General features: G+C 36.1%; 14 protein-coding genes, 2 pseudogenes and 1 riboswitch. Of the genes and pseudogenes, 12 read left to right on the top strand and 4 right to left on the bottom strand.

The genetic code is table 11. From position 1 onward, the window contains the following. The first annotated feature begins 113 nt into the window (after positions 1-113). A complete protein-coding gene (locus JFV29_RS23050) occupies positions 114-653 on the top strand; it encodes a hypothetical protein (RefSeq protein WP_201186605.1) in 540 nt (179 codons plus the stop codon). Positions 654-830: 177 nt separating this feature from the next. Beyond that, a complete protein-coding gene (locus JFV29_RS31800) occupies positions 831-1,037 on the top strand; it encodes a DUF6980 family protein (RefSeq protein ID WP_446728262.1) in 207 nt (68 codons plus the stop codon). A 242-nt stretch (positions 1,038-1,279) separates the two neighbouring features. Here the strand turns inward: JFV29_RS31800 and JFV29_RS31260 are convergent, their stop codons facing one another. Together JFV29_RS31260 and JFV29_RS23045 are read right to left on the bottom strand one after the other, a co-directional pair. Next, positions 1,280-1,405, bottom strand: a complete 126-nt coding sequence (locus tag JFV29_RS31260; RefSeq protein WP_255263999.1) for a hypothetical protein — start codon at positions 1,403-1,405, stop codon at positions 1,280-1,282. A gap of 115 nt (positions 1,406-1,520) precedes the next feature. Then, positions 1,521-1,742, bottom strand: a pseudogene (locus JFV29_RS23045) (DinB family protein); the annotation flags it as partial. A gap of 42 nt (positions 1,743-1,784) precedes the next feature. Between JFV29_RS23045 and JFV29_RS23040 the strand changes: the two are divergent. From JFV29_RS23040 to JFV29_RS23015, 5 genes and pseudogenes are all read left to right on the top strand, one after another. Next, a pseudogene (locus JFV29_RS23040) lies at positions 1,785-2,081 on the top strand (DinB family protein); the annotation flags it as partial. A 214-nt stretch (positions 2,082-2,295) separates the two neighbouring features. Continuing rightward, positions 2,296-3,279 (top strand): ketoacyl-ACP synthase III, encoded by a 984-nt coding sequence (locus JFV29_RS23035; protein ID WP_201186604.1) that lies wholly within the window; start codon positions 2,296-2,298, stop codon positions 3,277-3,279. A 321-nt stretch (positions 3,280-3,600) separates the two neighbouring features. Next, positions 3,601-4,821, top strand: coding sequence for an NO-inducible flavohemoprotein (gene hmpA / locus JFV29_RS23030; RefSeq protein WP_201186603.1), 1,221 nt, complete (start codon positions 3,601-3,603; stop codon positions 4,819-4,821). A gap of 462 nt (positions 4,822-5,283) precedes the next feature. Beyond that, positions 5,284-5,700, top strand: a complete 417-nt coding sequence (locus JFV29_RS23020) for a VOC family protein (protein ID WP_201186602.1) — start codon at positions 5,284-5,286, stop codon at positions 5,698-5,700. A 157-nt stretch (positions 5,701-5,857) separates the two neighbouring features. After that, positions 5,858-6,874: a LacI family DNA-binding transcriptional regulator gene (locus JFV29_RS23015; protein ID WP_201186601.1), complete on the top strand. Its 1,017-nt coding sequence runs from the start codon at positions 5,858-5,860 to the stop codon at positions 6,872-6,874. 95 nt (positions 6,875-6,969) lie between these two features. Here the strand turns inward: JFV29_RS23015 and JFV29_RS23010 are convergent, their stop codons facing one another. Beyond that, the gene (locus JFV29_RS23010) at positions 6,970-7,362 is read right to left on the bottom strand and encodes a YybH family protein (protein ID WP_201186600.1); all 393 of its coding nucleotides are present in this window, start codon (positions 7,360-7,362) and stop codon (positions 6,970-6,972) included. 301 nt (positions 7,363-7,663) lie between these two features. Next, positions 7,664-7,792, bottom strand: coding sequence for an anti-repressor SinI family protein (locus JFV29_RS30740; protein ID WP_242485378.1), 129 nt, complete (start codon positions 7,790-7,792; stop codon positions 7,664-7,666). Positions 7,793-7,810: 18 nt separating this feature from the next. Beyond that, positions 7,811-7,897, bottom strand: a riboswitch (cyclic di-GMP riboswitch). A gap of 236 nt (positions 7,898-8,133) precedes the next feature. On the opposite strand from JFV29_RS30740, the gene JFV29_RS23005 reads away from it, so the two are divergent. From JFV29_RS23005 to JFV29_RS22985, 5 genes are all read left to right on the top strand, one after another. Then, positions 8,134-8,652 (top strand): DinB family protein, encoded by a 519-nt coding sequence (locus JFV29_RS23005; RefSeq protein ID WP_201186599.1) that lies wholly within the window; start codon positions 8,134-8,136, stop codon positions 8,650-8,652. A 310-nt stretch (positions 8,653-8,962) separates the two neighbouring features. Next, positions 8,963-9,457, top strand: a complete 495-nt coding sequence (locus JFV29_RS23000) for a VOC family protein (RefSeq protein WP_201186597.1) — start codon at positions 8,963-8,965, stop codon at positions 9,455-9,457. A 283-nt stretch (positions 9,458-9,740) separates the two neighbouring features. Next, positions 9,741-10,595, top strand: a complete 855-nt coding sequence (locus JFV29_RS22995; RefSeq protein ID WP_201186595.1) for an amidohydrolase family protein — start codon at positions 9,741-9,743, stop codon at positions 10,593-10,595. Beyond that, positions 10,588-10,917 (top strand): UxaA family hydrolase, encoded by a 330-nt coding sequence (locus tag JFV29_RS22990; RefSeq protein ID WP_190270905.1) that lies wholly within the window; start codon positions 10,588-10,590, stop codon positions 10,915-10,917. The genes JFV29_RS22995 and JFV29_RS22990 overlap by 8 nt, the downstream gene beginning before the upstream one ends. Continuing rightward, positions 10,914-12,077 carry a UxaA family hydrolase gene (locus JFV29_RS22985; RefSeq protein ID WP_201186593.1) on the top strand — a complete coding sequence of 388 codons (1,164 nt, stop codon included), beginning with the start codon at positions 10,914-10,916 and terminating at the stop codon, positions 12,075-12,077. Before JFV29_RS22990 ends, JFV29_RS22985 begins: the two co-directional genes overlap by 4 nt. Positions 12,078-12,081: the final 4 nt, after the last annotated feature.

Genomic DNA, 12,081 nt, shown 5'->3' with positions numbered 1-12,081 from the left:
GAGGTGAGTATATGCTTGATTTTCTAGATGGATATCGAAAGTTTGAGCGAGAGAATGTATTAGGAATTGATGCTAAAATAGAATAAAGAGAACGATTTCAAAGGGGGATAAGATTGAAAATAAAGATATTTTTTTCGTTTTTAATTTGTATAGCATTTTTAATTGGTTGTTCAAAAGAACAAACATTTGAAGATTTCTTTCACAAATCGATAGATGAAATGCACTTAGGGGAAAAGGATTATTCTTATTCGCTCGTTCATAAGCAAATGAATGTGTTGCATGAAGATGATGCCATTGCAGTATTTAAAGAAAATAATGCACAAGGGGAACAAATATTTATTGCTTACTTTGAAAAAGAAAATGATAAATGGGAATGGAAACAAACAAGAGGAGCAGGATGGAATACACCTGTTAAATGGTCTTCAATGAACCAAGTTCCATACATTTATTCAGGAGCAATTAGTGATAATTCTATTTCTGAAATATATGCAGGTGATGAACCAGCGAAAATCATCAAGGTCGAAGGTGATAAACGGTTTTGGTATGCCATCAGTGATGTCAAAGATATAGAAGTAAAGGTAGTAAAAAAAGATGGTGCTGAAGAAATCATTGAAGAAATCGACCAAGAGCTTTTAAAGGAATGGGATAAGTAAAGTGGGATATATAAAATAAACATACGACTTACTTCAACTAACGGGTGTAATCATTCTTTAAAGAGATATGATGAAATGCACTTTTACTTATGTAACAAACAGGGCGGTTAGTTGAATAAAGTTTGATAATATAATATAAAAAACAAACTAAGTGTGGATTACCTAAGGAGAATTTGAATGAAAAAACATTGCTGTGATGATATGGCATATCACGCGAATTTCAAATGTGAGATACACGAAAACCCATTTGAATGTCCAGATAAACTTGTAATCTATTATGAAAAAGATAATGAGTACGGGTTGATAATTCACGATGGTGGTTCATCATCTGTCGAAATTTTGTTTTGCCCGTGGTGTAGTAAAAAGTTATCAGAAGGAAAATAATCAGTTGAAACCCTTGTTGAATTAGTTGGTGCTCTACTTGAATAACAGAGCAGGGTTCGTTTATAAATCCTATTCCAAATGGTTTGAAACCTGTGAATTAACGAGTATTCGTGAGCATTATCGTATTAAACTGAGGGAGTTTAAGAAATACTGGAGTTTTAAACACTGGAAGATAAATTCCAATAAAAGCGTAAATTAAAGGCAGGAAACAACTTCCTGCCAATGATCATTATTTGGTGTGGTTACTTCCTTTTTTGACTTTTCAATTTGTTCATTTCAAGTTCTGCAGCATATTCTTCTTGTGATTTTCCTTGCTTTTGACTTTCAGATTGAATTTTTTTGAATTTATTATCATTTAGATTAGGCATATAAACACCTCCTTTGAACATAAGTATTTTGTACAAACTTATGAGTATTATTCGATGATTCGCTATAAGAGGAGTAGTTGGGGATAATTCCCTTAAATGATTTACCGGAAAATTATTTATCAGTAGACCCCATTGCTTCATTCATACTTTTGCCTGAGAGTATGTCAAACCATGCGTAATCTGTGAGATAAATGTGAGACAACACCTTTGATACAGAAGAAAAACCACTTTGAATTTCCTGATGATAAATTTCCTGTGGAAGTTCTTTTAAACGATCAATTATAACTCCATATGCCCACACGTGGTAGTTGTACATTTTTAATACGGGTTGTGTCAATTTAATTCCCCTCCATTTTCATAAGTTATTTCGTGTTAAACAATTGATGCGGATCAATTAAGAAAAGAGGTGGAAACGAAAAGTATTGAGGAAATGAAAAAAATATTTCTAGACTTATCTGAGCGAAACAAAGCACTTCTGAACAGTCAAAAAGATTTTGAAAAATTGATTGTGGTGGATAATCCATATGCTGGGTTGCTTGAAACTTCTATTTCTGAATCGGTACTACACGTTGTTACTCACGGATCATATCACCGTGGCAATATAGCTACCATGCTGCGTCAAATGGGGCACACCTCAGTGATGCAAGATTTTGGACTTTACCTATATTCTAAATAGTACAGAGTAGCTCAAGCACAAAATCCTCTTTAAATGGAAAAGTTCTTTCACTAACGAGTGCTCTACTTCAATAAGGGAGTGGCGTGGCAACTCTTTTTCTTATGGGGCTAAAGGTTAAGGGTAGTTGCATAAGATTTTTTTACTTTATAATTAGTACCAGGTATTAATATCAGTTATAAAATTGATGCAATTCATAACACGAGGTGGCTATTTTATGTTCAAATCCAAAGCACGTATTACTGCGATAGGTTCTTATGTTCCAGAAAAAAGGTTAACAAATAAGGACTTAGAAAAAATGATTGAAACCAATGATGAATGGATTGTTAAACGTACTGGTATTAAAGAACGAAGAATTTCACATGAAGAAGAGTTTACTAGTGATATAAGTTATAAAGCTGTAAAGGATTTAATGGAACGGTATGATAAATCAGTCGAAGATGTTGATATGATTATTGTCTGTACCTTTTCACCTGATTTCAACACACCAAGTGTAGCTTCTTTAGTCCAAGCAAAGCTAGGTATTAAGAATACTGGAGCTATTGATTTAAACGCTGCTTGTGCAGGATTTACTTATGGGTTGCATGTAGCTAATGGATTAGTAACATCTGGTTTAAACAAGAAAGTTCTTGTTATTGGAGCTGATACTTTATCTAAACTTATGGACTATGAAGATCGAGCCACTTGTATTTTATTTGGAGATGGTGGAGGAGCAGTTCTTGTAGAATATGATGAACAACAACCAAGTTTTATTTCTTCACATTTATATTCGGAAGGAGCAGGCGGAAAACATTTATATAGTACAAACCTATCGACACGTATAAATGGTGAAGACTTGAATAATAGTGGCAACCTTGTACAAAATGGACGTGAGGTTTATAAATGGGCTGTTACTACTGTTCCAAAAGGAATGCAAACTGTGATGATGAATACTGAATTTCATTTGAATGATGTTGATTGGTTTGTTCCGCATAGTGCAAATTTAAGAATGATTGAGTCAATATGTGATAGAAGTGGTTTTCCAATTGAGCGTACATTATATAGCTTAGTGGAGTATGGAAATACTTCCTCAGCATCAATACCATTAGCTTTAGATAAAGGAGTAAGTGAAGGAAAGCTCAGTAATGGTGAGAAGATTTTATTATATGGTTTCGGTGGTGGATTAGCACAAGCAGGATTGCTCATCAATTGGACTCTATAACGCTTTTTTTCTTCAACTAATCGATGCTTTACTTAAAAATCAAGAGCTACTGATCAGCAGTTTATTTTCTTGTTGAGCTAATGGAGCCCATTTAATTTAACAAGGATACTAAACAAAGACATCGTACTATTAGGTATGGTGTCTTTGAATTATCTTAAGGGAATTTCAAAATCTCCAAATGGGCGGAAGAACGCCTTTAGTAAGAAGTTTGGGTTGGTTAGTGATAAGTTGAATGTGGCCAAAATATCATGTTTACTCCTATATTTAGCGGGAATGCTATTTACAGTAAATATCCCTGAAATTTGAGGAGGACATTTTAACATGCTTGATGCTAAGACCATAGAAATCGTTCAGTCAACAGCACCTGTTCTCAAGGAACATAGTAAACCAATAGGAAAGAGATTTTATGAATTACTATTTTCAAAAGCGCCTGATTTGTATAACCTTTTTAACCAAACCAACCAAAAAAGAGGAATTCAACAGGAGGCCTTGGGGTATGCTGTCTATGCTGCAGGTGAACATATTACGAACCTTGAAGCGATAAAACCTGTAATTAAAAGAGTTACTGAGAAACATCGTGCCATAGGGGTAAAGCCTGAACAGTATCCGGTTGTAGGTGAAACGTTGCTTCAAGCAGTTAAAGATGTGTTGGGTGACGCAGCCACAGATGAAATCATAGAGGCATGGGGAAAGGCATATGGCTATATTGCAAATGCCTTTATTGATATTGAAAAAAACCTCTATGAGGAAACAGAACATCAGCCTGGTGGATGGGAAGGATACCGAAGCTTCAATATCGATAAAAAGATAAAAGAAAGTGATGCGGTAACCTCCTTTTACCTAAAGCCTACAGACGGAAAACCCATTGCCTCCTATCATGCTGGGCAATACCTAACACTAAAGGCGGAAATTCCTGGCGAGAAATATACGCATATACGCCATTACAGTCTTTCGGATTCACCTGGTAAGGATTACTACCGAATCAGTGTTAAACGTGAAGATGCCCATGGGGATGCTCCATCTGGAATTGTATCAAACTATTTACATAGACAGCTGCAAGTTGGAGATACGCTGCAATTTTCTGCTCCTGCAGGTGACTTCGAACTTGATAACACAGATTTACCTGTCGTTCTAATTAGTGGCGGTATTGGAATTACACCATTGCTTAGCATGTTAAATACCATTATAGAAAAGCAACCACAACGTCAGGTTACGTTTATCCATGCAACAAGCAACAGCCAAACACATGCTTTTAAAGAGCATCTGCAACAAATTGTGAATGATCATCAACATATAAAATCAATTGTCGTCTATGGTGCACCAACAGAAGCCGATCGGACCTCTGGCCATTTTGATAAAGAAGGATACGTGGGTTTAGACTTCCTGCAATCTATCGTTCCATCAAAAGAAAGTGAATTTTATTTCTGCGGACCTATTCCTTTTATGGAAGCAATCAATGAGGCCCTAAGTAAATGGAGTGTATCGAAAGACCATATTCATTATGAAGTATTTAGTCCACTCGCTATTTTAGGAGAAAAATAAGTAAATTAAATTTGTGAATAAAAAGGATCTTTGATTGAAGGTCCTTTTTTCATGGATAATAAGAAGAAAGGGAAGTCTTGAAATACTATTTATTAATTACACAAGAAGGAGAAAGGATTATGAAGAATAACGAAAGCGATCTCCCGACAGGATTAGCTAAACCTGCACAACGAGCACTCGCTGGAGGTGGGTACTTGTAACTTGAGCAGTTTACTAAGCTAAGTGAAGCAGAGGTCTTGCAGCTACATGGTATGGGAGCTAAAGCATCGGAGCAAATTCGTCGTGCTCTTTCTGAGAAAGGATTAGCGTTCGCCAACGGTTCTTGAAAAACCTTTGTTGTACATATTACATTAGGATGAGAGGTACTGCGGTATCTCCTTTTTTTGTTGCGAGCAGGATTATCGAAAAAAGCAACGAATAGTAGGGTAATGAACATAAAATAAACGAGTGAGGGTGAATTTGATGGGAGTTCAAGCGGAAAAGATCTTTGTTAACTTGCCTGTTAAAGATTTGAATGCCTCAATAGAATTTTTCACAAAAGTTGGCTTTGAGTTTAACGAGCAAATGACCAATGAAAATGCAACGTGTGTGGTTATCAGTGAATCTATATATGTCATGTTATTGGTTGAAGATTACTTTAAAACGTTTACCAAGAGAGAAATCCCGGATTCAGCAAAAAGTACGGAAGCTATTGTGGCATTATCGGTTAAAAGTAAGGAAGAAGTGGATGAGATTGTGAATAAAGCCCTGGATGCTGGTGGAAAGCCTTTTAATGAAGCCATTGATCATGGGTTCATGTACGGTTGGAGTTTTCAGGATATAGATGGACATCTTTGGGAGATATTTTACATGGATGAAAGCGGATTTAATCAAAATTAAATCTATTTCAAGACACAATCCTTCACTAAGGACTGTGTCTTTTTTTGAAGTTCAGTGTCGTACCTGAGTCAACATGATTGCCTGCTTGTTAAAGTATAAAATAACAATTTATACTTATGATACAATATAAGGGAAAATGTAAAGGCGGGTACAAAAAGTGACGACAATTTACGATATTGCAAAAAAAGCGAATGTTTCACCGATGACTGTATCGAGAGTTATTAATAATAAAGGAAATATCAGTGAAAAGACTAGAGAAAAAGTAGAAGCTGTTATAAAAGAGTTAAACTATATACCAAATTCAGCTGCTCAAAGTTTGAATATTAAAAAAACCAAGTTACTTTCATTAATCATAACTGACATCACTAACCCCTTTTTTACAAAGGTTGCAAGAGGCGCTGCGGATAAGGCTAATCAAATGGGATATCAGCTTATTTTATGTAATACAGATGAAAACTACGAAAAAGAAAGTGAGTATATCAATGCATTAATTTCTAAAAGGGTAGATGGCGTAATTATTGCTCCAACAGGTGATCAATCGACCAAAAACTTAAAGAAACTTATTAAAAACAGAATCCCATTTACATTAATAGATAGGCAAATTGAAGATGTTTCGTGTGATAGAGTACTTGGAGATAACTATGAAGGGACAAAATTGCTTCTTCAGCATTTAATTGATTATGGTCATCAAAGAATAGCGATGGTTCATGGCCCACTTACGATTTCCACTTCGAAAGAGCGGTATCAGGCGTATATTGAAACGTTAAAAATTAATGATTTAAAGATAGATCCCGCTTTCCTAGTAGAGACTCATTATAAACAAGAAAAGCGATGGAATGGAATCGCTCATTTGGTTAATGTTTCTCCTGCTGATCGTCCAACAGCGATTTTTGCAGCGAATAACTTCATTGCCATTAAAATTATAAAAAGTTTACGAGAAAAAAAGATTAAAGTTCCAGAAGACATAGCTGTCGTTTGCTTTGACGATTTAGAATTATTTTCAGACTTTGATCCTTTTTTGACTGTATCTTCGCAGCCTGCTTATGACTTCGGATATTTAGGAACACAATTAGTGATTGAAAGAGTAGATGAAGTCGGTCCAGCTGATTATCGAACAATAAATTTAAAGCCTGAATTGGTAATCAGAAAATCATCTGGAACTCCTATAAAATAATAGGAGTTTTTCTCTGCTGCGGAGATTAATACAAATGAAAAAACCACCTAAAAGAAGGTGAGCCTTTTCTATTTATTCAAATATCTGTACATGACTTATTCAAGTAATTCAGCACCGTAAGAATTATCAATTATGCAACGCCAGGTACCTGTCGAATCCTTTTTAAAAACATAGGTAGCCATTCTTTCCATTGAGAATACCGAATCAGTCTTTTGATTGGCACTCAGAAGGGCTTTTGCTACAACTAATGCCGTATCACCTGTTTCGATTATTGCCATCTTTTCTTGATTAACAATTAAACTATGATTAAAATAATCAGCGATAGCAACGAATGCCCGACGTATTTCTTCTTTTCCTTTAGCTAACGTTCCAGGTTTTACAACTAATGTAGCATCCTCTGAATAGAAATCCATTAATTGATCGAAATCCTCATTATTTATTGCTCGGTCTGCATTCTTTATTACTAGTTCTAACTCATGAGTTTGCATATTTGCCCTCCTATCCGATAGGTAATTTATAGGGATTCCAATTTACCCCTTAGTGAAGAATATTCGACTGTCTTGTTGAGGAATCCTTCTCTTGGCCAAATAAGAAAAATCAACTTCATTACTATAAAGCCATTTTTGAAGGGCAATCTGCCTATAGGGTAGCAATGAAAATAATTACCGTAGCAAACCATCCTAGTTATTACAGCTAAAGGTGAATTATTAGCTTTTCTATTTTGATAAAGTAAAGAAATAGAAAAAAGGCGTTAATGTGTAAAAAATGTGTCAGGCAGCAAGCATAGGCCTATTGTCTACCTTCTAATAAAAATCCCCTAATTTCCTCTAACGGTATTTCTACATTGATAGCCATTTGAATGAGTTCAATCCATTCTGTATCTAATTCTTTTACTCTGTCATTTGTCTGAAGTAACATTACCTATTCCTCCGTTGAAGAGGTAGCCCAGCTATCATAGTCAATCTGACCTTAGACCTGTTAGCTTTGCGTCCTAACCTTTCGATTAGTTTGCCGTTTTCTCATTTTATTATAGTTATATATTACTATCTAGATAGTGCTAATGTTGTCGTAAATTGTAGAAATGTAATTATTATTCTTTAAAAACAAATTGTTAATTCGATTGGGAGACCTGTTGAATGACAATAAAGATATTTAATGGGGAATAAAACTATTATATTTAATATGATTTTTTGTATTAAAGAAGGAACCATCCATTTTTAATAGAATGTAAGACTTTGATTAAGAGGAGGATGATCAGTTTGGAGAGAAGAGCTTTACTGGTATCTCGATTTCCAGAATATGAAGAAGAAATTGGCGGATGGCTATGGTGTTTAGAAGATGTTCGCCGTACTCTTTTAACAGAATTAACTGGAATCAGCCAAGGGATCCTTGATACAAAAATGGATGAAAGACAAACGATTGGCTCGCTGTTATATCACATTGCATTGGTCGAGGCAGATTGGTTATATGAAGAGGTTCTTGTTACTGAATGGGATTCTGAAATACGCTCGTTGTTTCCGTTAGAATGCCGTTCTGAGGAGGGCTCTTTAACCCATATTGAGGGACAAACTGTAGAAGAACATGTTAACCGACTTAATAAGGTACGTGAAGTGTTTCTTTCCCACTTTCGTTCAATGGATCTAACAGATTGGCGTAAACCGAGGGTTCTTGAACAATATGACGTCACACCTGAGTGGGTTGTGTACCATTTGATTGAACATGAATCACATCATAGGGGGCAGATTTTCCAATTGCTAAGCAAATTACGGAATGATTAAGATGTTAAAGAGTGGGAACTTTTTATCCATCTTTAACTAACTGATTGGCTCCAGTTAATTATCAAACCCACTAAGCGGTGGCTTGTTTATGAACATTAGCACATTATTCCGCATTACCAGCTATTTCAAGTGGTGTAGTTATTCCATTAAAGGGCGCCTTTATGAAAAAAAGAAGGTGTCCTTTTTGAATGGGACCATATTCTTGAATAACGGATAACTCTAAGATAACTGCAACTTCAGCTTTAGACTTAGCGGAAATAAAAACATCCTTTTTTGTTAAGACTTAGAGAATATATGGAGGTGCTTTAAAATGGGTATAAGAAAAATCACAACAAACTTGTGGTTTGATACACAAGCAGAAGAGGCGGCTAAATTTTACGCTTCTATCTTTAAAAATTCCAAGATTGGAAGAATCACTCACTATGGAAAAGAGGGGCATGAAATCCACGGGATATTAGAAGGAACAGTAATGACCGTGGAATTCCAACTGGAGGGCCAGGAATTCGTAGCATTAAATGGCGGTCCGCAATTCAAATTTACAGAGGCAATATCATTTATAGTCAATTGCGAGTCACAAGCAGAATTGGACTATTTTTGGGACAAACTCTCCGAAGGCGGAGACGAGAAGGCACAAGTGTGCGGTTGGCTGAAAGATAAGTATGGTGTTTCGTGGCAAATTATTCCTACGGCCCTAACTGAGATGCTAAGCGACCACGATCCAGAAAAATCAGCAAGAGTTATGAATGCAATGCTCCAAATGAAAAAAATTGACATCAAAACATTAAAGCAAGCGTATGAGGGATAAGATTACATTGTTTGAGGTATTAAAAATGAATTTCTTTGTTGTCACTTTACAAGACCATTTAATAAAAAGCTTGATTAAAAACCTGTATAAATGTATACAGGTTTTTTTAGATTGTTCCACTGAACTATCCTCGCTATAGGTCCTTTTTCTTATCTCTAAATATTAACAGTGTTGTTTAACAAATCCTTATTTTGATATTGTTGCAATTAATTTATTGACAATTTAAAATATTGTTGTTATTTTAATGTTACCGGTAACATTCTAGTAACAATAGGAGGTCAAAATGATTATTGATGCTCATCAGCATTTTTGGAAGATTGACCGAGCTGACTATTCTTGGCTTTCAAAAGATATGGGAGTCCTCTATCAAGATTATCTTCCAGGAGATTTAGATCCCTTATTAGAAAAACAGGGTATTGCTGGAACTGTTCTTATCCAAGCTGCTCCTACATATGAAGAGACTTTATTTCTTTTATCATTGTATGAACGGTATGACTGGATTTATGGTGTAGTTGGCTGGATAGACTTATCTTCTCCAGCTTTTCCGAAGCAACTAGATTCGTTAATGAAACGACCGGGAATTGTTGGTTTGCGTCCAATGCTCCAGGATTTAGAAAATAGTGATTGGATATTACAAGAGCAAGTGATAGAAAATTTAAAATGGCTTATTAGATATAATCTTCCATTAGATTTATTAATTAATAATAAACACATTGCATCGATTTTAACTTTATTGAAAACGCTTCCGAACTTAATGACAGTAATAGATCATATGGCTAAACCGAATATTACTAAAGGGGATTTAAGCGAGTGGAAAGAGGATATGTACTCTTTATCACTGTTTCCGAATGTTTGGTGCAAAATGTCGGGTTTAATGACGCAAGCGAATCCAGCTATGTGGAAAACTGAAGATTTTGAGCCATATATTCATCATATTGTGCAAACATTTGGTCCATCCCGTTTGCTTTTCGGCAGCGATTGGCCTGTATGTTTATCAGCTGGAAGCTATGATGAAGCACTGCAGATTATCAAAAGAAATTTACCGGAAAATTTAACCAATAAGGAAATGGATAAAATATTTTCTAATAATGCGAAAGCCTTTTACAAATTAAAAGAAAGGGGAGATAGCCATGAGTAAAGTAGGCTATGAACAGGACGTTACGAGCATCGTTATGTCTGATCAAGATAATGTAGCGACTCTTTTGAAAGATGTAGAAGAAGAAGAAACATTACTATACGTCATCAATGGCCAAAAAGCGGTATTGACAGCCAAGCAATCGATTCCATTTGGACATAAAATCGCAATTAAACCGATTGAAAAATTAGCAACGGTTATCAAATATGGAGAAGTAATCGGTGCAGCGACAAGTGATATCGAACCTGGTGAACATGTACATGTACATAATATTGAAGGAATCAGAGGAAGAGGAGATAAGGCGGAAGGGGAGAAACAACGATGAGCATGATAAAAGGGTACCGTCGTTCAAACGGGAAATTTGGAATACGTAATCATCTGTTAATTATCCCGACTGTCATTTGTGCAAATCACGTAGCCAATAGAATCCAGCAAGCAGTACCAGACTCTGTGGCTATTCCGCATCAGCATGGCTGCAGCCAGATTGGTGATGACAAGGAACGTACACACAGACTTCTTGGAGGTATGGGGAAAAACCCAAATGTTGGTGCAGTTCTTTTAATTAGCTTAGGCTGTGAGGTTATTGATGCCAAAGTTTTGAAACAAGAAATTGAAGAAGAAACAGGAAAACCTGTTGAGTGGCTTGATATCCAAAATGCAGGCGGAACGATAAAAGCTATTCAAAAAGGGTCTGAATTGGCAAAAAGCTTATTCAAGGAAATCGAAAAAGTGCCACAAGTAGATGTTCCTATATCAGAATTAATACTAGGTGTGAAATGCGGCGGTTCCGATGCTACATCTGGTCTTTGCAGCAATCCCGCTTTAGGAAAAACAGCTGATCAGCTCTTAAATAAGGGCGGAACCATTGTAATGGGTGAAACAACTGAAATTATCGGGGCTGAACATATTGTCGCTCAAAAAGCTGTGAGCGAAGAAGTGGCAAATAAGCTATATGCCTATGTTAATAAATTTGAAAAAGAAGTAGAACGCATTGGGGCAGATATGCGTGGCGGAAATCCAAGCCCGGGCAATATAGAGGGAGGCCTGTCTACTATCGAAGAAAAATCTCTTGGATGTATAAGCAAAGCAGGTACTGCTCCTTTGAACGATGTATTATCTTTTGCAGAAGAAATTCCAGGGAACGGCTATTACTTCATGGATTCACCAGGGAATGATATCGAGTGTGTATCGGGTATGGCTGCCGCTGGTGTTCATATGGTCTGCTTTACGACAGGAAGAGGGACACCAACTGGGAATCCAATTATTCCGGTCATCAAAATAACGGGAAATGAACATACTGCCATCAAAATGATCGATAACATTGATATAGATACAAGTCCTGTAATGAAAGGAAAAGAAACAACAGAAGAAGCAGGAAATCGTATTTTCGAAACGGTTCTTAAAACAGCACAAGGTGAGCTGACAAAAGCTGAAATTTTAGGCCATCAAGAATTTAGTATCAGCCGAATCAGCATCAGCCTGTAGAAAC

Origin of the sequence: Peribacillus sp. TH16 (assembly GCF_016651095.1) — a bacterium.
GTDB lineage: Bacteria > Bacillota > Bacilli > Bacillales > DSM-1321 > Peribacillus > Peribacillus butanolivorans.
This window is presented reverse-complemented; position numbering and strand designations above follow the sequence as displayed.